Below are 19,096 nucleotides of genomic sequence, written 5' to 3'. Positions count from 1 at the left end.
GGCCTATGGGCCCACGTCCACGGTGCGGCTGAGCCACCCCACCCCGCCCCGCCCATCCCGCGCCACCACCCAGATGGTGACGCGCTGGGGCGTGGCGGGGGTGTCGTACGCCGACGTCGGGTCACCCGGCCGGCCTTCCACGGGCTCCTGGGAGCGGAACTCCTTCACCTCGCCGTCGCCAGTGGCGAACCAGCTGAAGAAGACCTGCTCGGGGCGCGGGCCTTCGTCCGTCTCTTCGATTTCGACGCTGCCCTCGGCCAGCACCGGCGTGAAGGTCACCTCGCGCGACACGGGCAGCGGGCCGGTGAGCGGCGCGCCGTCCCACAGGACATCCGACACCACCGGGTTCTGGTTGGGCGTGGTGGTGGCCCGCAACGTCACCCGGCGCACGCCGCGCTCCGTGCCTTCCGGTGTGCCGCTGCCGTCCGTGGCCTCGTAACCAATGAAGAGCGGAATGCCCCGGGCCAGCGCCTCGCGCAGCGCCGGGTCCTCCGGGTCCAGCGTTCCACCGCCACCCGGATTGCCTGTGGCCAGTGCCTCCAGCAACACCGCCTGCACGTTCGGGTCCGAAAGTGACAGCTCGCCGTCCGGCAACGGCACGCTGTCGTCCCCCGGGCACCGCCCGTCATAGGGATTGCCAGTGAAGCGGCACAGCGCGTAGCGGACGGTGACGGGGCGCGCGTCCGGCGTCACCGCCAGCGCGTTGAACGTCATGGGCCCGGGCAGCGTGGAGGCGTCCGGGTCCACCACCAGCTCGGCGGGCTCCGCTTGGACGGCCAGCACGCGCACGCGCCGGATTTCACTCTGAAGCTCGAAGTCGGGACCGCAGCCGGCGAGCAGCAGCACCACGAGCGCGGGGAGGATGGAACGCATGCTCAGAAGCTCCCCCGGGCGCCGATGATGGGAAGGATGGGCAGTCCTTCGAAGAAAGCGCTTTGGGTGTAGTTGTAGTTGTAGGCGATGCCTTCCACCGCCGGGTTGTTGTAGGCGTTCGTGAGGTCCAGGTAGACGTTGAGCGCCCACTTCTCGAAGGCGAAGTTCTTGTCCACGCGGATGTCCAGCTGGTTGAAGGACGGCAGCCGGCGCGAGTTCACCGCCGCGTAGAGCGGGATGAAGACGTCCGACCCGTCGTCGCGCACCGAACCCACCACCGGCGTCGTGGGATTGCCCGAAGCGAAGCGCATGCGCGCGCCCACCTCCCAGCCCGCCGGCAGCTTGTAGGACGCAATCGCTGTCAGCACGTGCGTCTGGTCATTGTCGAAGAGGCGCCAGCCCACGCCCGGCGCGTCCCGGCGCTCGCTGCGGCTGAGCGTGTAGGAGACCCAGCCGAAGAGCCGGTCCGTCAGCGCGCGGCGCACCAGCACCTCCAGGCCGTAGATGCGTCCCACGCCGCCGTTGCTCAGTCGCTCGGGCACCCGCTGGCCGTTGCGCACCACCGTGGCGTTGGAGCGGACGATGAGCCCGTCCAGGTCATTGTAGAAGACCTCGCCGCCCACGAACCACTCCGGCCGCGCCTGCCACTCCGCGCCCACGCTGTACTGGAGCGACCGCTTCGCGCGCAGGTCCGGGTTGCCGAAGGCCACGCTCGGCTCGTCCTGCACGGGAGGCCCGTGGTAGACGCCCGCGCCGCCCTTGAGCGTCAGCGTGTCCGTCAGGCCGTAGCGGACCGCCAGACGCGGGTTGAAGGTGCGGCGGGCCTGGGTCTGGTCGGTGAAGACGTAGCTCTCCGCGCGCAGGCCCGGCACCAGCAGCAGGCGCGGCACGGGGCGCCAGCGCGCCTCCACCCAGGTGGAGGGGAAGTACTGGAGGAAGTCGCCGTCCGCGGTGAGCACGTCATCGGTGACGGTGGGCGTGGGCGGCTCCCCCTCGCGGGAGAGGCCCTGGATGCGCGCGGTGACTCGGGCGAAGTTGCTCACCACGTCGATGCCGCCCGCCAGCGTGAGTTCCTCGGCGAAGGCGTACTCCACGGTGGAGCGCAGGTTCAGGTCCGTGGAGGCGATGCGCAGGCCGCGGTCGCCGATGCCGAACTGGACCAGCGTGTTGCCCACCAGGCCGTGCGTGTCCAGGGTGAGCGCGTCCGCGCGGTACTGGTGCCGCAGGCGCAGCTGGTTGAAGCCGGTGGTGACGTTCAGCCCACCGGTGACGGTGGGGTCGTCATCCGCCGGCCGGTCGAAGACGAGCCCCAGCCTGTCTCTGGAGGTGAGGCCCTGCAGCGTGAAGGTGTGGCGCGACTTCGGCTTCCACACCAGCTTGAGCTGCGCGTCGTAGTAACGCGGCGCCACCTGGAGGCTGGGGCCGTTGTCGCCCTGTGGCACCAGGCCCAGCACCAGGTCGATGTACGAACGCCGTCCCGCCACCGCGAAGCTCAGCGTGTCGGTGATGGGCCCCTCCACCACCGCGTTGGATTCGATGAGGCTGACGCCCACGGTGGCATGGAGCCGATCCGTGCGCGGCTCGCGGCTGCGCACGTTGATGACGCCGCCGGTGATGTCTCCGTAGTACGCGGAGAAGTTGCCGGGCAGGTAGTCCACCGCCTCCAGCAGCTCCGAGTTGTAGACGGAGGTGAGGCCGCCGAAGTGGTAGAGCAGCGGAATCCGCTGCCCGTCGAGGAAGACGCCGGACTCCTGGGGGCCCGTGCCGCGGATGACGAGCTGGCCACCGTTGAAGGCGGGGCGCGCCACGCCGGGCAGGTTCTGCACCACCTTCAGCGTGTCGCCCTGGGTGCCGGGGACGCGCTGCACCTCGGCCAGTTGGAGCGTGGTCTGCGTCACCTCCTTGCGCTCGCGCTCGCTGCGCACCACCGTCTCGAACGCGCCGAAGATGCGCTTGCGCACGTAGTACGTGGCGCGCGTCTCCTGGCCTTCCACGAAGGTCTCCTCGGTGCGGAAGCGCTCGTAGCCGCTCTGCACCACCAGCACCTCGTGCGTGCCCAGCGGGATGCCGCGGAAGGAGAAGCGGCCTTCCTCGTCGGTGACGGTGGAGCGCTCCAGCGCGGGCAGCACCACCTCCGCGCCCAGGAGCGCGTCCCGCGTGCCCCGCTCCAGCGCCCGGCCGCTGAAGTTCACTGGAGCCTCGGGCTCCACGGCGGCGGCGTCCTCACCCTCCGGCGGCGGCGGTGGACGGAAGACGAACTGGTAGGCGTATTCGATGCGCACCGGCGCGGGGACATCGTCCACCTCGGCGGGCTCGAACTGGAACTGGCGGACCGCCTCCACGGCGGCCTCGTCGAAGCCGTGGCCGGCGGGCTGGGACACCTCGACGTTGGAGACGGCGCCCGTCTCCGAGATGTCGACCCACATCACCACCGTGCCCTCGAGCTGCTGGGCAGCGGCTTCCGGCGGATAGATTGCCTCCACCTGGCGCATCAGCGCGGGGGGCTTCGTCAGCACGCCCTGGGGCGCGCCGGCGTCGGCATCCGTGACGCCCGCGTCCTGCTGAGCGGCGGCGCCAGTGGCGGCGAGGAGGCAGAGGACGGCGAGAAGGATTTTCATGAGGGGCGCGGGACTCCCGCGCCCCTCCTAGTGCGGCGCCTACTTCGGCGCGAGCACGATTTCGATGCGGCGGTTCAGACTGCGATTCTCCGCCGAATCGTTGGCCGCGATGGGCTGGTACTGCCCATAGCCCGCGGCGGAGAGGAACGTCGGGTCCACGCCAGCGTTCTGGAGTGAACGGACCACCGCCATGGCGCGCGCCAGGCTCAGCTCCCAGTTGGACGGGAACTGACCGCCGCCGGTCGGGACGTCGTCCGTGTGGCCTTCCACGCGGATGATCTTCCCCTGCACCGCCTTGAGCGCGTCGGCGATCTTCTTCAGCGCCTCCTCGCCTTCCTTGCCGACCCGGGCGGAGCCAGAGGCGAAGAGAATCTTGTCCTTGAGCTGGACGGTCATCTTGCCCTTGAGCTCGGACAGCTCAATCTTGCCGTCGGAAATCTCCTGCTTGAGGCTCTGGGCCAGGTTCTCGTACTCGGAGCTGCGCTTCTCCAGCTCCTCCTTCGCCTGGGCCAGCTTCTTCGTGTTGCGCGCCAGCTCGTCGTTGAGGGCGGCCAGCTGCGAGTTCTTCTCCTCCAGCGCGCGGCGCTCCGCGGCGCCCGCGGTGAGGCGGGACTCAGCGGTGCCCAGGCGGGTGTTCAGCGCCTCCCGCTCCTGCTCCAGTTCGGCGATCTTCTCCTCCAGCGCCTTCACCTTGGCTTCGGCGGCCTCGCGAGCACCCTTCTCGTCGTTGAGGCCCTTGGCGAAGTTCTCCGCCTCGAGCGCCTTGGCGTCGAACTTCCCCTGCGAAACGCAGCCCGTGGTGGAGAGCGCGACGAGTGCAGCCAGAACCAACGGTTTCCGCATATGTACGTGTCCTCCTGACACCTGTGAATGAAGCGCCAGCCTATCGCTGGTGGTGCTCCGGGTCAGGAAGAACCTCGCACATATTTTGAGCTGAAATGAATGAATGACTGACGGACAGCCAGGCGTGTCAGTCAGCGCGGAAAAATAGGATGAGAGTCGAGCCAGACGGAGAAGAGTGCGTCCGCGAAGTGCTTGCCGGGGATGAAGACGCCACCGGAGGCGTCTCCTCCGATTTCGAGCCCGACGCCCGGGGTGTAGGTGATGACGAGGTCCTCGCCCTTCTGCACGTCCTTCAGCGACGCGAGCATGATGCGCAGGTGGTTCGCCAGCGGCCCCTGACGCAGGGCGGGGCTGTGCTCCAACCCGTCCCGAAAGCTGCCCACCAGCTGGTCCCGGGAGATGTTTCGCAGGAAGCGGAAGTGGAGCCGCTTCACGGAGTTGGAGTGGATGGCCTCGTGCGTGGAACGTGGCCGGTCCTCCATGTAGAGGCTCCAGACGTAGACCTTGAAGAAGAGTTGCTTGTGCAGCTCCATGTGGGCGAGTTCGACGGTGCGCCCCTTGAGGTTCAGCGACACCGGCATGTGCACGCCGCCGACCTGCTTCTGTCCCGCCTGCGCAGCGCCCGCGACGAGCAGCATGCCCGCCACGAGACACCGAAGATTTCCACCCCACGCTTGAGTACGCATGCGCCCGACCCCCGACCCCAGACCCCACTGAATCCGACAGGACATACGCTGCACACGCTCCCGAGCACCGCCAACGCCCGGAAGGGCAACGCTGTACGGCAGTGGACGGCAACAGGTCCTGGTGGATCAACGTCGGGCACTCAACCGCGGGGGCCCGCCGGACGGCTCACGGCGCTGGGGTCCGCTCCAGCAAGGCCCCGGCCCACGTCAGGCCGCTGCCCACGACGCTCAGCACCACCGCGTCTCCCAAGGCGGGGTCGTCCCAGTGCTCGCTCAGGACGCCGGGCGCGCCCGCGGCGCCGGTGTTCCCCCGGGTGTGCACGTTGAAGAAGTGCCGCGCGTCCGGCACCTCACACCGCCGCTGCACGGCCTCCAACATGCGCAGGTTGGCCTGGTGGCCGATGAAGGTGACGGCCCCCGCGCCCTTGTCCGGGTGGCGGTCCATGAAGCGCGTGCGCAGGGCCTGGAACGTCTCCCCCGCGCGGCGGATGGCGAACTTCTGCACCTCGCCGCCGTTCTGGGTGAAGTGCCCCATGCGCGGCACGCGCACCTTGTCCGCGCCCGAGGGGTCTCCGGCCAGCAGCGTCTCCGTGAGGTGCCAGCGCCCCGGCACGCGCGGCGACAGGATGGCCGCGGACGCGCCGTCTCCCCACAGCACCGCACTGGAGCGGTCCGTGTAGTCCACCACGCGCGTGGAGTTGTCCATGTTGACCACCAGCACGTAGTCCGGCAGCCGCTCCGGCCGCATGCCCGCCAGGAAGTGCAGCTGCATGCAGAAGGACGAGCAAGCGCTCTGCAGGTCCACCGCCGGCGCATGGATGTTCAGCAGCTGCGCTACCCTGTTGGACTCGGCGGGAATACATTCGTCTGGACTGCATCCGCCCGCCACCACCAGCCCGATGTCGGACGGCTTCAGCCCCGCGCGCTCCAGCGCCATCAGCGCCGCGCGGCGTCCTGTCTCCGCGTTGCTGAAGAGCGCCGCCTCCTGCGCCGCGCGCACGTCGCGGTTGCGCGTCTCCCGCAGGTAGTCCAGCGGCAGCACCGTGTGCCGCGTGCGGATGCCCACGCGCTCCACAATCCACGCATCGCTGGTCTCCAGCCCCAGCTCCTCGAAGAAGGCGTTGGTCAGAAGGTTGGGAGGATGGAAGTGGCCGAGCGCGTGCAGATACATTCAGAACCCTCTAACCGCGCAGCCTCCCAAAACTCTGTCAGCCGTCTGTCACGCCTCCGCGCCTTCGCGCACAGCGGGCGGCCTGCCGGGCCATCCGCCTAACGCGCGGCGTCAGTCTTCCGGCCCGTGAGCCGCAGCCGCATCGCGCCCTCTCCGCGCGCCTCGAAGCCCTGCTCGACGGCGTCGTCGGTCAGCTCCACCTTCACCGGCCCGGACAAGGTGAGCTCCAGCAACTGGATGCCCTCCGCGAGGACGGACATCTGCCCTTGCAGCGGAATGGTCATCAGGAAGGGCGCATTGATTTCCTGGCGTGACACCGTCATCGCCACGTCGAAGATGCCCACGGCGCCGCGCGGGTCCTGACGCACTTCGACCAACCGCGCGCGCGTCTGCGTGACGCGGGTGTCATCGCCCTGCTCGTCCACGATTTGCTTCGCGAGCGCATCGGAGAAGCCGTCCAGGGTGGCGCCCACCGCCAGCGGCTTCTTCGGGAAGGCGGACTCCAGCCGGTCGGGCTTGCCGAGCTCCGGCAGGTGCTTCGTCACCTCGGCCTCCTCTTCCTTCGGCACCGGCTTGCCCTTCGCATCCGTGATGACCACGCGCGCCTTCTTCCACTCCGCCAGGTACGTCTTCCCGCTGATGGGGCTCGCCTTGCGCTGGACCTTTCCCTGCTCTTCGGCCACCTCGCCCACGTCGCCGAACGCCATCTTCACCTTGGAGACGACAGTCCCCTTCGCGGCCAGCACCGTCACCGTGTGGCGGCTGGACGAGGTCACCGACATCGCCACCGACATCGGCTTGTCCATGTCCGAAGCGCGCAGGTCGAGCGCCAGCCGCATGTCCACGGCGTTGTCCAATTCCTCCTGGTCCCCTACGCGGGCATTCACCTGCTTGAACTGGATGGTCGGCGCCTTCACCTCGGCCGCGGGCGCGGCCGGCGCCGCGGCATTGGCGGCGAGCGGCGCGAGCGAGAGCCCCAGGGAGACGACGAACGGATACACGCGGTGCATGTGCTGCCCTCCTGGGACGCCATCCTTTCACGGGCCCCTCGCACGTGTGCCGCTGAAATCGTGCAGTCCGCCAGGAAGCCCATCGTCTGAACCCAGACGGATGGAAGCGCGACCCGCGACGCCGGGCGGACGGCCTTCCGCCGCGCGCTACAGTTCCGCGAATGAGCGCCGCCCCGGGTCCCCAGGTCCACTTCCGCACCTGCAACCTCTGCGAGGCCATGTGCGGCCTGCGCATCGAACTGGACGCCGGACGCATCACCTCCATCCGGGGTGACGCGGAGGACCCCTTCAGCCGGGGCCACATCTGTCCCAAGGCCCTGGCGCTGGAGGACCTGCACCAGGACCCGGACCGGCTGCGAGGCCCCATGCGCCGCACCGCCAGCGGCTGGGAGCCCGTCTCCTGGGACGACGCGCTGGATGAGACCGCGCGCCGCCTGCATGCCATCCAGCGGGAGCACGGCCGCGACGCGGTGGGCTCGTACCTGGGCAACCCCAACGTCCACAACCTGGGCAACATGCTGTTCGGCCCGGAGCTGGTGCGCACGCTGCGCTCGCGCAACCGCTTCTCCGCGACGTCCGTGGACCAGCTGCCGCACCAGTTCACCGCCTACCTCATGTTCGGCCACCAGTTGATGGTGCCGATTCCCGACATCGACCACACCGGCTACATGCTCGTGCTGGGCGCCAATCCCCTGGCGTCCAATGGCAGCCTGATGACGGCGCCCGACGTGCGCGCCCGCCTGCGTGCCATCCAGCAGCGCGGCGGCCGCATCGTGGTCATGGACCCGCGCCGCACGGAGACGGCGGCCATCGCCGACACGCACGTCTTCATCCGGCCGGGCACCGATGCGCTCGCGCTGCTCGCCCTGCTGCACGTGGCGGTGGTGGAGCACGCGCCACGCCTGGGGCCGCTGGATGCCTTCACCGACGGCCTGGAGACAGTGTGCGCGCTGGCCCGGGACTTTCCTCCGGAGAAAGTCGCCCCGCACACGGGCGTGCCCGCGCACACCCTGCGCCGCATCGCCCGGGACTTCCTCTCCGCGCGAGCCGCCGTGTGTTACGGCCGCATGGGGTTGTCCACCCAGGCCTTCGGCGCGCTCTGCCAATGGCTCATCACCGTGCTCAACGTGGTGAGCGGCAACCTGGACCGGCGCGGCGGCGCCATGTTCACCCTGCCCGCATTCGACGTCGTCGGAGGTCCCCGGGCCCTGGCCGTGGGCCGCGGCGGCTTCGGCCGATGGAAGAGCCGCGTGCGCGGGCTCCCCGAGTTCGCGGGGGAATTGCCCGCGGCGGCGATGGCGGAGGAGATGCTCACGCCGGGCCCGGGCCGCGTCCGCGCGCTGGTCACCGTCGCGGGAAACCCCGCGCTGTCCACGCCCGATGGCGCTCGGATGGAACAGGCGCTCGCGGGCCTGGACTTCATGGTGAGCATCGACCCGTACCTCAACGAGACGACGCGCCACGCGCACCTCATCCTCCCGCCGGTGTCACCGCTGGAGCGCAGCCACTACGACATCGCCTTCCACGCGCTGGCGGTGCGCAACACCGCGAAGTACTCGCCCGCCCTCTTCGAGCCCGGCCCGGGCAGCCGCCAGGACTGGCAGATTCTGCTCGCCCTCCAGCACCGGCTGATGACGCTGCGCAAGGGCCGCCCCTCCGTGCGCGCCACACTCAAGTACCAGGCCCTGTCCCGTCTGGGTCCGGAGCGGGTGCTGGACCTGGGCCTGCGGCTGGGGCCCTATGGCGCGCGCTTCCACCCGGCGAAGCACGGCCTCAGCCTGGCGACGCTGCGCCAGTCGCCCCACGGCATCGACCTGGGGCCGCTCCAGTCCTGCCTGCCCCGGCGGCTCCAGACGAAGGACCGCCGCATCCACCTGGCGCCGGAGCTGCTGGTGGCGGACGTGCGACGCCTGCAAGCAGCCTTTCCCCAGGACACCGTCCCCGAGCAGAACAGTGGCGAGCTGCTGCTCATCGGCCGGCGGCACCTGCGCGACAACAACTCCTGGATGCACAACGTACCGGGCCTGCTGAAGGGCAAGCCGCGCTGCACGTTGATGATGCATCCGGAGGACGCGGCCCGGCGGGCGCTCGCCGACGGCATGGAGGCCACCGTCACCTCGCGCGTGGGCACGGTGACGGTGCCCATCCACGTGACGGACGAGGTGATGCCCGGCGTGGTGAGCCTGCCGCACGGTTACGGCCATGGCCGCGAGGGCACCCGGCTCGCCGTGGCCACCGCCCACGCGGGCGCCAGCCACAACGACCTCACGGACGCGCAGTCCGTGGACGCGCTCTGCGGCAACGCCGCCTTCAGCGGCACGCCGGTGCGGGTGCTACGGGCAGCGGCGCCCGAATCCGCCACACCAGCGGGATGAGCGCCCCCACCAGCACGAACAGCAACTGCACCAGGTGCCCCAGCAGCGCCACCGACATGGCGCGCGCGGCCGTGGTGTCCAGCACGCCCGCCGCCAGCGCGAAGGCGCCGTCACTCACGCCCACCTGCCCCGGCACCAGCGAGCCCACCGCCAGCGCGCACAGGTAGAGGCCCTGGGCGAAGAACGCCTGCACCAGTGAGGTGTCGATGCCCACCGCGTAGGTCAGCACGCCGTACTGCGCCACCTGGAACAGCCGGCTGCACAGGAACGCCAGCATGGGCGACCACGGCAGCAACGGGCCACACCGCGCCGAGGCCTTGAACTGCTCCGCATGGAGCGCCCAGCGGCTGAAGCGGCACACCAGCCACGTACCGGGCCGCTTCGCGCGCATGCACGCGCGCACGCCCACCGACAGCAGCACCAGCAACACGCCATGCGCCAGCATGAGCATCGTGAAGAGGGACATGCCCGTCAGCAGGTAGGACGCCAGCGCGCAGGGGAACGAGATGAAGCCTCCCGCCGCCAGGGACGCCGCCTGCGAGGTCGCCGCCGCCGCGGTGGCGGTTCCCCCGCCCATGTAGGGACTCAGCAGGGCCGCCTTGGTGGCCTCCGCCGCGGCGCGGCCCGCGGGGGCCATGCTGGACACCGCGGTACCGATGAGCTGCGCGCGGGCCAGAATACGCCAGGGCACGCGCCCCGCTCCCGGGCCATAGGCACGCCGCGTGGCCAGCCCGTCCATGCACTGCCGCCCCAGCTCCAGCAGCACCACCCACGGCAGCCAGGGCGCCGCGCCGGACAACACGGCGCCCAGTTCGCGGGGCCCTGCCTTGTGAACCAGCAACGCCAGTGTGCCCACACCCGCCAGCGCGAAGACGGGTCGAAGCCCCACCACCATCCACCGCTTCAGGACCCGCTGCGGCGCCGCTGCTCCCACAGCGCCTGCTGGCGGGGCCAGGGACAACTCCCCGTGCGCGTTGCTCACCATCGACCTCCTCGCCGTCCCGTTGCCCGCAGCGGAAAGTGGGCAGCGTGGACGCGACTGGCGAGCCCCGTCTGTTCGCCTGTCCCCGCCCACGCGGAGCCCGCGTCCAGCGGTGGACAGGCGTGCGCCCTGGGCGGACGCGGCGGTGGAGCACATCGGCCGATTGCGCGCTCGGCGCGCACCTCGAAGCGCTTCAGCTCGTCTCGTCAGGCTCTTCTGGTAGTTCTGGACCTGGCCTCGCAGGAGTGCGCCCGGAACCGGAGGACGAGGATGAGAGCGCATGCGGTCATCTGGCTGTCGCTGGCGCTTGCCGTCGCCGTCACGGGCTGCTCGACAACTCGGCGCATACGTCTGGACACAGGGGATGGGCCTTCCAGGGTCCACACGCCGTTCACGGAGGATGACACCGGGCCCGTTGAGCTGGACGACGATGAATTCGAGGAGGCCATGGTGGAACTCGCCCGGGACGTGCGGCCCTTCTCCAATCCCCTGCGCGAGGCCCGCCAGCGATTCGGCGTCCCCGAGCGAAGCGGCGTGTACCTCTACCAGCCTCGCGGCCCCCGGCTCATTCTCCAGGAAGAGCAGGACCCGGACGGCCCGCGCCTCCTTGAGTCCTACGCGGATGATGAGCTGACGCGCGCCTATGGCCGCTGGTGCGAACGCAAGTCGCAGCCCGGCGACTGCCTGCGCCTGCTGGCCGAAGGCCCGCTGCTGGCCAGCGACGGCAAGTACTCGCTGGCCATGGCCATCGCCATGGACTCGGTGTGGGAAGAGACGGCCGAGGCGCTGGAGGACATGGCCAACCCGCAGGCGCTGCTGGCGACGGTGAGTGCCTCGGTCAGCATGTACCTGCTCCTCTGGTCGCTGCCCGAGCCGGTGAGCAAGGGCCTGGCAGCCCTGCTGACGACTACGGCCATTGCCTATCTGGGCGTGGACACCGTGTGGCGCATTCTGGACGGGTGGATGGCGCTGGTGCGCACGGTGGACCGGGCCACCACCTTCGCGCAGCTCAACGAAGCGGGCGAGGCGTACGGCGAAGTCCTCGGGGAGAACGCGGCGCGCGTCTTCGTCATGCTGGCCACGGCGGCCATCGGCAATACGGCGGGCCTGGCGGCGAAGGCTTCGAGGCTGCCGGGCTCGGCGCAGGCCGCGCTCGCGGTGGAGACGCAAGCGGGCTACCAGTATGTGGCCATTGGAGGTGTGCAGTCGGTGGCGATGACGGCCGAGGGCTTCACCGTCGCACTGGCGCCCAACGCGGTCGCCATGGCGGCCCGGGGCATGAGCGGCGGCCGCACCGAGGACCATCACCTCGCGACGAACAAGAACAGCGTCTCCACCGCGCGCGGCGGGCCCTGGACGCCTCGGTTCAAAAGAGTCTTCAAGAAAGCCGGGATGAAGCTGGAGGACCCTGAGAACATCGTGCCGGTCGCGGGTCACAAGGGGCCCCATCCTCAGAGGTACCACGAACTGGTCTTCAGACGGCTTGACAGTGCAACCGCGCACTGCCGTTCGGTGGAGGAGTGCCGCACGATTCTGACGAAGGCGCTTCAAAGACTGGCCAAGGAAGCTGTGACGCAAGGGACGGACATCAACAAGCTCCTGACCGAACGCAAGCAGCGATAGAACCGCACCATGCCGACCCGATTCTTCGACCTTGCTGAGAACGTTCAAGCCGGGAACTGGTACCTGGGGGATCCCGAGGACGAACGAGGCCAGGAAGTGGAAGACCCCTGGCTCTTCAGGGCGGGGCGGTCCATCCAGGTCGCAGGCCCGCTAAAAATCCCCATCGACGAGCCAGGCAAGGCGCTGGACTTCTCCACGGCGGGCGTGGGCGTGACGCCTGTGGTCCACGTCAGGGTGGCGGAGCTCTTCACGGAGCTAGCCCCCAACGACGTGCAACTCATCCCCGTCCACATCCAGGGGTACCCGGACCAGTACCTCATCCTGGTGGCCACGAAGCTCATCCGCTGCATTGACGACGCAGCGTCCAAGGTACAGCGCTGGAGGCCGGAAGACGGGCTGCCCAAGAAGGTAGGCCAGTACTACGCCGTCGACGACATGCGCATCGACCCCAGGAAGGTGGGGAACACCAAGGTATTCCGCACGGAGGGCTGGGACATCGCCCTCATCGTCTCCGAGGACATCAAACAGGCACTGGAGCGTGTGAAGGCCACCGGTGTGAAGTTCACGCCGGTGTAGCTCGTGCGACCGCCCCCACCCCTGCTCTCTGAAGCACCTGGATGCAGGGGTGTTGGGGTCCTGATGTCACCCAGATGGCTCGTTCGTGCTGACCGCCTCCTGAGACGCCTGGAGGCCACGGGGGCGCCGCATGCACAGCTCAAGCATCACTTCGTGGGCCCGCTTCGCCATGTCGTGCAGCTCCGCCGCTTCCTCCTGGCCGTAGGCATCGCCCTCTCCAAGCCTGCGGCGGAGGTCCGTCGCCAGCTCCCGCGCCGTCTGGTAACGGGCGTCCGGCCGGGGATGGAGGAGCCTGCGCAGCACCAGGCCCAGCCCCTGCGGAAGCAACTGGGACTGACCGCCTGGGCTGAAGAGTCCGGCGCTTCCCCTCCATTGACCGTCACCGGGAAATTCTCGTCCCCGTTGCACACAATGGGGAATCCCCCGTCCTCAATCCTTTCCATGAGCCACGCGTCACGCTGCGGCAATGCAATGGGACGTCCGCCATTGGAGAGCCGCACTCCAGGTTCAAGCCGGGGAGCGCCTTTTCCATTCCATGGACGCTATCGATTGTGCGACGGTCCTTGCCCACAAGCGCAGGCGCGTAGACGACGATGCCGAGTCTTTTTCGCGGAGTCATCGTTTGCACCCTGTGACGACGATATTCAGGGTCTGGTCTTCTCGCAGCAGCGCGTCTTTGTGCGCTTGCGTGCGCTCTGGCCCCGGCCTCCGTGTGCGCCCCGAGGCGGAGGCGACGTGGCACAGGCCGCGAGGAAAGTCAGGAGTGCGATGCACGCGAGAAACCGCATGAACACGGCCTCGCATCCAAGCCGCGAAGCAGCGGGACACATGTGGATGATAGCAGGCGTAAGCGACGGGTGAGCGACTCCCCGAGGATGGTGGCGCCCGGGGGCTCTGACGGCCACAGTCTGCAACTTGCGTGAGCAGTGAATGCTGTCGCGTCACGGAACCGCTGCGCCTGCTGCGGGCGTGGCGAAGATGAACCGGCACCGCAGCGCCCGACTGCTCAACACAGAAGACTATCGACCAACACCACGTTCAGCTGACTTCCGAAACGCGGAAAGTGGGCAGCGTGGACGCGACTGGCGAGCCCCGTCTGTTCGCCTGTCCCCGCCCACGCAGGGGCCGCGTCCAGCGGTGGACAGGTGCCCCACCCCCGGAAGGCAAGGCGGTGGGGCACGGCGACTGCTTGGATGCTCGGCGCGCCCCTCGAAGGCCGCTAGGGTGCGACCCACACTCCCAGACGAAGCATGGAGCGTCCCATGAAAGCAGTGCGGTTCTCAGCCTTCGGACAGCCACTGAAGGTGGTGGAAGTCGTGGAGCAGCCGGACGTGGCGCTGAAGCCGGGCGAGGCCCGGATTGAAGTGCTGGCCACGCCCATCAATCCCTCCGACATCCTCACGCTCAGCGGCCAGTACGGACAGCTCCCGAAGCTCCCCGCGGTGCCCGGCAACGAAGGCGTCGGCCGCGTCGTCGAGGTCCAGGACTCCAGCGCCGTGAAGGTGGGTGACGTCGTGTTCCTCCCGCTGGGCGCGGGCACCTGGTGCACCCACTTGGTCGCTCCCGCGGACTCGCTCCTGCGGGTGCCGCCGGGAACCGACCTGCGGCAGGCCGCCATGCTGTTCATCAATCCTCCCACCGCGGACCTGCTGCTGCGGGACTTCGTCGCGCCGCAGCCCGGCGAGTGGGTGATACAGAATGCCGCCAACTCGGCGGTGGGCCGCTCCATCATCACCCTGGCGAAGCAGGCTGGCTTCAAGACGCTGAACGTGGTGCGGCGCGAGGAACTGGCGCCGGAGCTCACCGCGCTGGGCGCGGACGCCGTGCTGCTGGACTCGGATGAACTGCCGGAGCGCGTGCGCGAGGTGACGGGCGGCGCCAAGGTCCGGCTGGCCATCGACGCCGTCGGCGGTGAGTCCACCCGGCGCCTGGGTGACGCGCTCGCGCGCGGCGGCGTGGTGGTGAACTACGGCGTGATGAGCGGCAAGGGCCCTCGGTTGTCGGCCGCCGCCACCATCTTCAAGGACATCACCCTGCGCGGCTTCTGGCTGGTGACGTGGATGAAGAAGACGCCGCGCGAGGAGCAGGGCGCCCTCTTCGCCCGGCTCGCGAAGCAGGTGGCGGGAGGCGCACTGCACGTCCCGGTGGAGGGAACCTTCCCCCTGGAGTCCATCCAGGAGGCCCTGACGCGCGCCATGGAAGGTGGGCGCGCCGGCAAGGTGCTCCTCACGCCCAACGGCCCACTCTGAGGCGCTGAGCGCCGCCGCTCCGTCAGCCCCAAGGCCCCTGGAACAACGCCCCGAAGCGCGAGGCCAGCTCCGGGCGCCGCACCAGCAGCGCGCCCCAGGCGGTGGCCTCCGATGTCCAGGCGGCCACCGACAGGCCGTGCACCTCGAACACCGCCATCACGTCGTTGTTCGCGCTTATGACCTTCAACAACCGCGTGTAGTCCAGCAGCGTGCGCAGCCGGGCCTCCGGAAAGCACACCTCCAGGTCGAGCGGCTGCACCGGCCCGCGCGGATTCAGCAGCACCAGCGGCGTGCGCAGCGGCGCGACCTCCACGTCATGCGCGGGCGGTGACGCCTCCACCTGGCGCGCCATCAACTCCCGCTGGCGCTCCAGGTCCCGCTGGCGGGACGCCTCGACCATGCGCCGGAGCTCCGCCTCGCGCGCCTGGTCCTCCCGCTGCCGCTTCCGCTCGAGGTGCTCCCGAATCCGCCGGACATGGGCCTCGATGTCCTCCAGGAAGTCGCGGGAGTAGCTCCGCTCGCTCGACGTGGGTGACACGGCGGCGACACGCTCCCGGAAGCCGGGGAACCAGGACAGGAAGCCCTCCGCTTCCGGGTCGAGCGCGTCGACGTCCTGCCTCACGGCTTCCGACAACACCGCCGCCGCGTATGACACCGCGAGCGAGGTGGCACGAGGCCACGCAGCCCCCCGGACCTCCGCCGCCTTCCACACCGGTTCGAGGCGGCGCGACAGGTCCTCCGGGGGCGACTGACGGACCAGCGCATCCACGCGCTCCGGCAGCTGCTCCGGGTCCTCCACCGGCCACCACGTCTGGAAGCACACCACCGCGTCGGGCTCCGCCGCCTGCTGCCGTTCCCAGAGTGCCGCCCTCCACGGCATGAAGGTGGCCAGCAGGTCCGTACGCTCGTCCGGGTGCTGCTGGAAACGCCGCCATACGGCCTCGATGAACACGGCCTGCTGACTGCTGCCACTCCACGCGCGCACCACCTTCGCCAGCGGCGCCAGCAGGCGTTCGCGGCCCTCCCCCTTCCAGAGCGCCATCAACAAACGCGCGCCCTGGCCGGGAGCGAGCGCATCACCCCACGGCAGCCGCGAGGGCAGCGACAGCACAGCCTCCAGCAACGGCTCCGTGCACGGCGCCTCCCGACTCCACAGGTGCAACCGGAGCGCATCCTCCTCGTCGGTGAGCGTGAGGAAGCGGGAGAAGGCCGCATCCCGGAAGCGGGTGGCGCGAAGCGATGGCGGCTCTCGCGCCAGGGACTCAGACACCGCGGAGACGAAGGCGCGCGTCTCCTCCACGCCGTCCGCGCCCGGCGCGGCGGCAGCCCATTCGAGGAAGCGAAGGGCATCCTCCGCGGAGAGCCGCGCCAGCCGCGCGAGCGCCCAGTCCGCCCACAACGCACGCTCCTCCGGCGACAGCTCCGCGAAGGGCCGGCCACGGGCCCAGCCATGCAGCGCCTCCGCCAGTCCGCCCTCCACCCGGTCCGACACGGCGAGCAACGCACTCAACGCCTCCGGAGGCGCTTGCGCGGGCAACCGCCGCAACACGTCGAGCGCGAAGTCCGCGTCTCCCCGCGACGCCATCCGCTCCAGCAGTCGCACGGAGCCCCGCGACGCCAACGCCCGACGCGCCTCCGCGGCCCGCGCCAGGTCCGTGGACTCCACGGCCGCGAGGAGGCCGTCCTCGTCCTGTAAGCAGAGCGCGCATTCGAAGCGCACGTCCGCGTCCGGATGGCGCAGTCCCTCACGCAGCGCGAGCAGCAGGTCCACGTCCGGCGCCTGCCCGGTGGCCCGCATCCACGCCACGGCGGCGCGCGCCCCCTGCTCCGGAAACCGGGCGAAGACGGCGCGAGCGAGCCGCGCGATGCGCTCGGCGGCCACCCGGGCCCTGCGCGCGTGTGGCCACACCCGCCACCGGGTGAGCGCCAGCGCCGCCTCGCAGCCGAAGCGGCCGTCATCCTCCAGACACGTCAGCACCGTGTCGAGCGCCGCGTGCGAAGGCGTCCCTTCGTGGACGTCCACCAACGCGGCGAGCCACCGCGGCTCCTGCGCGGGAACGGCGGTGTGCAGCCCCTCCTCCAACTCGGCGGCGGGCTCCTCCTCGGGCACGTGCCAGGGGAGCCGCTGGACCCACCGGTCCTCGACCTCCTCCTCGAAGCCCTGAAGAAACAACGCCTGTTCGGAGCGCCGCACGTCGACGAGCAAGCGCCGCACATGGGCCCACATCCTCGCGTAGCGCGACTCCAACTGCTCCGCCATCGAAGTGGGGAGGAGCAACACCCGGTCCGCCAGCGCATACCGGTCCACCCCCGCGTGCACGAGCATCCGCGCGGCGCCGTACCGCTCCGGAGGAACCGGGCCGCAGTCGCACCGAGGGCACAGGAGGCCCGGCGCGTTGAAGCGCGTGCAGGCCGGACAGCGGACCTGGGCCCCTCGGCGGGCACCATTCTCCAGCGGGGGATGCATGCGTCTTCTCTACACCGACTGGGGCCACTCCGCCCCACCCCTCAACCGTCGCGACGCAATTATACGGCAAAGCCACACGGCATCCGCGAGTCATTCGCAATGCCATGGCGCGACTATAACGCAAAATGTTTCAATTCCTCTCAACCTCCGCGCGGCCCTGAGCGGCGCTCACTCCGTCTGTTGCAACCAGTAGCCCTCACCCAAGGAGAACCACCCCATGAAGCAGACCTTTGCTGTCCTGGCAGCGCTCGCCGTATCCACCCTGGTGGCCTGTGGTGGCGTTGAAGCCGTGGAGCCGCGGGAGGAACTGGGGCAGGAGTCGAGCGCCCTCGTCTCCTGTTCGACGGAGTGTGCGACGGGCCCGTCGCTCTCGTGTTGGGGCACGACCTGCTCCGCGTCCGACAACAACTACGTCCAGTGTGACGGCAACTACCAGTACTGCCCCACCACGCCCCCGCCGCCGCTCGACTGCAGCCTGTCACGAGAGGCGTGCGTGAACGTCCTCGGTCTCGCATGCGCCCCCAGCGGATCCAGGCGGAAGTGCTGCATCGAAGACATGCCCACCGGCAACTGCCAGTGCATGCACAACGGCCAGTGGACGTGCACCGTACCGGCCGAAGACCCGTAAACCCATCCCGCGGCCCGACTGACGCGTGGAAGCCCGGGGAGCGGGCGCGCCCGACGCGCCCGCTCCTCCTTTCTTCGCGCCAGACGCTCCCGGCACACGCCATGGGTTGAGCGCTCCGAAGGAAGTTGCCTGACCATGCTCCGCTTCGCCTACGGCTGCATTCCCTCCGTCATGTCCCTGTACTTCGCCAACACCCTGGTGCGGCGAGCAGCGCTGACGCCCGCGTGCATCCTCCTGTCCGCGGGGGGCCTGCGCTTCCAGAAGAAGCGCTACACCCCGGCCCAGGTGCTGCCCGTCTTCCTGAAGCAGTTTGGCCCGCGCTTCACCGGCTACAACGTGCTCGCCGGGCTGAGTGGCTCGCTGCCCTTCAGCATTCCCGCCTCGGGGTTGATGAGCTTCCAGGCGCTCTCCCAGGCGTATGGCATTCCGCTGGTCATCAGTGATGACTTCTCCGGAGCGGCCACGGTGAGCGAGCTCGAGCGGCACGGGGCGGAGTTGTTCCTCACCAGCATGTGCGATCAAATCATCCGGGAGCCGCTGCTCAGTCTGCCGCGCCATGGCTGTTTGAACATCCATCCATCGCTGCTGCCAGAGTTCCGCGGCGTGGACTCCGTCTTCCAGGCCATGCTGAACGGCGTGTCTGAGATTGGCACGACACTCCACCGCACCACCGCGCGCATCGACGCGGGCGACGTGCTGGCCCAGAGCGCGCTCACCCGCACGGCCACCGATTCCCACCTGGCGCTGACGGCGAAGGCGACCGTCGCGGGCATCGCCCTGCTCAAGCGGCACATGGAGACGTTGGAGCGCGGAGAGACGCCGGACGCGCGCCCCATCGACGTGAGCCGGGCGCGCTATCCCTACCGCTCCTGGCCGGCACGGGAGGAGCTGCGCCGCTTCCATGCCCAGGGAAACACCTTCTGGCGGGCTTCGGACTTCCGCCGCATCCTCGCCTTCGAGGACGTGCTGGCGGCGTAGCCCTTCCAGAAACGACA

General features: G+C 69.6%; 15 protein-coding genes and 1 pseudogene. 6 read left to right on the top strand and 10 right to left on the bottom strand.

The window, feature by feature from the left end:
• Window positions 1-3: 3 nt before the first annotated feature.
• The 6 genes from BHS09_RS04475 to BHS09_RS04450 form a co-directional block, all read right to left on the bottom strand.
• Window positions 4-873 (bottom strand): hypothetical protein, encoded by an 870-nt coding sequence (locus tag BHS09_RS04475; protein ID WP_140797257.1) that lies wholly within the window; start codon window positions 871-873, stop codon window positions 4-6.
• A gap of 2 nt (window positions 874-875) precedes the next feature.
• Window positions 876-3,491, bottom strand: coding sequence for a TonB-dependent receptor domain-containing protein (locus BHS09_RS04470; RefSeq protein ID WP_140797256.1), 2,616 nt, complete (start codon window positions 3,489-3,491; stop codon window positions 876-878).
• A gap of 39 nt (window positions 3,492-3,530) precedes the next feature.
• Window positions 3,531-4,334: an OmpA/MotB family protein gene (locus BHS09_RS04465; RefSeq protein ID WP_140797255.1), complete on the bottom strand. Its 804-nt coding sequence runs from the start codon at window positions 4,332-4,334 to the stop codon at window positions 3,531-3,533.
• A gap of 131 nt (window positions 4,335-4,465) precedes the next feature.
• Window positions 4,466-5,020, bottom strand: a complete 555-nt coding sequence (locus BHS09_RS04460; RefSeq protein ID WP_140787558.1) for a chalcone isomerase family protein — start codon at window positions 5,018-5,020, stop codon at window positions 4,466-4,468.
• 166 nt (window positions 5,021-5,186) lie between these two features.
• On the bottom strand, window positions 5,187-6,191 hold the full coding sequence (locus BHS09_RS04455) for a 3-oxoacyl-ACP synthase III family protein (protein ID WP_140787556.1): 1,005 nt from the start codon (window positions 6,189-6,191) through the stop codon (window positions 5,187-5,189).
• A 98-nt stretch (window positions 6,192-6,289) separates the two neighbouring features.
• On the bottom strand, window positions 6,290-7,201 hold the full coding sequence (locus tag BHS09_RS04450; protein ID WP_140797254.1) for a hypothetical protein: 912 nt from the start codon (window positions 7,199-7,201) through the stop codon (window positions 6,290-6,292).
• Between the two features lie 161 nt (window positions 7,202-7,362).
• Between BHS09_RS04450 and BHS09_RS04445 the strand changes: the two genes are divergently transcribed.
• Complete coding sequence (locus tag BHS09_RS04445; protein ID WP_140797253.1) at window positions 7,363-9,576, top strand: molybdopterin-dependent oxidoreductase; 2,214 nt, start codon at window positions 7,363-7,365, stop codon at window positions 9,574-9,576.
• On the opposite strand, the gene BHS09_RS04440 is transcribed toward BHS09_RS04445, so the two are convergent.
• On the bottom strand, window positions 9,512-10,561 hold the full coding sequence (locus tag BHS09_RS04440; RefSeq protein WP_237078043.1) for a lysylphosphatidylglycerol synthase domain-containing protein: 1,050 nt from the start codon (window positions 10,559-10,561) through the stop codon (window positions 9,512-9,514). The two genes, BHS09_RS04445 and BHS09_RS04440, sit on opposite strands and share 65 nt — an antisense overlap.
• Window positions 10,562-10,828: 267 nt before the next feature.
• Between BHS09_RS04440 and BHS09_RS04435 the strand changes: the two genes are divergently transcribed.
• Complete coding sequence (locus tag BHS09_RS04435; protein ID WP_140787550.1) at window positions 10,829-12,181, top strand: AHH domain-containing protein; 1,353 nt, start codon at window positions 10,829-10,831, stop codon at window positions 12,179-12,181.
• Between the two features lie 9 nt (window positions 12,182-12,190).
• Window positions 12,191-12,757 (top strand): imm11 family protein, encoded by a 567-nt coding sequence (locus tag BHS09_RS04430; RefSeq protein WP_140797252.1) that lies wholly within the window; start codon window positions 12,191-12,193, stop codon window positions 12,755-12,757.
• Window positions 12,758-12,823: 66 nt separating this feature from the next.
• Here BHS09_RS04430 and BHS09_RS04425 read toward each other — a convergent pair whose 3' ends face one another.
• Together BHS09_RS04425 and BHS09_RS40100 are read right to left on the bottom strand one after the other, a co-directional pair.
• A complete protein-coding gene (locus BHS09_RS04425; RefSeq protein ID WP_237080483.1) occupies window positions 12,824-13,084 on the bottom strand; it encodes a hypothetical protein in 261 nt (86 codons plus the stop codon).
• Between the two features lie 68 nt (window positions 13,085-13,152).
• Window positions 13,153-13,257 (bottom strand): annotated as a pseudogene (locus tag BHS09_RS40100) (DUF5953 family protein); the annotation flags it as partial.
• 762 nt (window positions 13,258-14,019) lie between these two features.
• Between BHS09_RS40100 and BHS09_RS04415 the strand changes: the two are divergent.
• Complete coding sequence (locus BHS09_RS04415) at window positions 14,020-15,006, top strand: zinc-dependent alcohol dehydrogenase family protein (protein WP_140797251.1); 987 nt, start codon at window positions 14,020-14,022, stop codon at window positions 15,004-15,006.
• 22 nt (window positions 15,007-15,028) lie between these two features.
• On the opposite strand, the gene BHS09_RS40035 is transcribed toward BHS09_RS04415, so the two are convergent.
• The gene (locus tag BHS09_RS40035) at window positions 15,029-17,473 is read right to left on the bottom strand and encodes a hypothetical protein (RefSeq protein WP_140797250.1); all 2,445 of its coding nucleotides are present in this window, start codon (window positions 17,471-17,473) and stop codon (window positions 15,029-15,031) included.
• Between the two features lie 217 nt (window positions 17,474-17,690).
• Here BHS09_RS40035 and BHS09_RS04405 point away from each other — a divergent pair, with 217 nt between their 5' ends.
• Together BHS09_RS04405 and BHS09_RS04400 are read left to right on the top strand one after the other, a co-directional pair.
• A complete protein-coding gene (locus BHS09_RS04405) occupies window positions 17,691-18,101 on the top strand; it encodes a hypothetical protein (RefSeq protein ID WP_140797249.1) in 411 nt (136 codons plus the stop codon).
• A gap of 135 nt (window positions 18,102-18,236) precedes the next feature.
• Window positions 18,237-19,079, top strand: coding sequence for a formyl transferase (locus BHS09_RS04400; protein WP_140797248.1), 843 nt, complete (start codon window positions 18,237-18,239; stop codon window positions 19,077-19,079).
• The last annotated feature ends 17 nt before the right edge of the window (window positions 19,080-19,096 follow it).

The organism is Myxococcus xanthus (genome assembly GCF_006402735.1).
In the GTDB taxonomy this organism is placed as follows: domain Bacteria; phylum Myxococcota; class Myxococcia; order Myxococcales; family Myxococcaceae; genus Myxococcus; species Myxococcus xanthus_A.
The sequence above is the reverse complement of the archived record's forward strand: the minus strand, read 5'-3'. Positions and strand labels throughout refer to the sequence as shown.

Coding starts and splice junctions, on each gene's coding strand:
- BHS09_RS04460 (WP_140787558.1), bottom strand. CDS start 5,020: ATGCGTACTCAAGCGTGGGGTGGAAATCTTCGGTGTCTCGTGGCGGGC.
- BHS09_RS04400 (WP_140797248.1), top strand. CDS start 18,237: ATGCTCCGCTTCGCCTACGGCTGCATTCCCTCCGTCATGTCCCTGTAC.
- BHS09_RS04445 (WP_140797253.1), top strand. CDS start 7,363: ATGAGCGCCGCCCCGGGTCCCCAGGTCCACTTCCGCACCTGCAACCTC.
- BHS09_RS04450 (WP_140797254.1), bottom strand. CDS start 7,201: ATGCACCGCGTGTATCCGTTCGTCGTCTCCCTGGGGCTCTCGCTCGCG.
- BHS09_RS40035 (WP_140797250.1), bottom strand. CDS start 17,473: ATGCATCCCCCGCTGGAGAATGGTGCCCGCCGAGGGGCCCAGGTCCGC.
- BHS09_RS04430 (WP_140797252.1), top strand. CDS start 12,191: ATGCCGACCCGATTCTTCGACCTTGCTGAGAACGTTCAAGCCGGGAAC.
- BHS09_RS04435 (WP_140787550.1), top strand. CDS start 10,829: ATGAGAGCGCATGCGGTCATCTGGCTGTCGCTGGCGCTTGCCGTCGCC.
- BHS09_RS04415 (WP_140797251.1), top strand. CDS start 14,020: ATGAAAGCAGTGCGGTTCTCAGCCTTCGGACAGCCACTGAAGGTGGTG.
- BHS09_RS04470 (WP_140797256.1), bottom strand. CDS start 3,491: ATGAAAATCCTTCTCGCCGTCCTCTGCCTCCTCGCCGCCACTGGCGCC.
- BHS09_RS04475 (WP_140797257.1), bottom strand. CDS start 873: ATGCGTTCCATCCTCCCCGCGCTCGTGGTGCTGCTGCTCGCCGGCTGC.
- BHS09_RS04455 (WP_140787556.1), bottom strand. CDS start 6,191: ATGTATCTGCACGCGCTCGGCCACTTCCATCCTCCCAACCTTCTGACC.
- BHS09_RS04440 (WP_237078043.1), bottom strand. CDS start 10,561: ATGGTGAGCAACGCGCACGGGGAGTTGTCCCTGGCCCCGCCAGCAGGC.
- BHS09_RS04465 (WP_140797255.1), bottom strand. CDS start 4,334: ATGCGGAAACCGTTGGTTCTGGCTGCACTCGTCGCGCTCTCCACCACG.
- BHS09_RS04405 (WP_140797249.1), top strand. CDS start 17,691: ATGAAGCAGACCTTTGCTGTCCTGGCAGCGCTCGCCGTATCCACCCTG.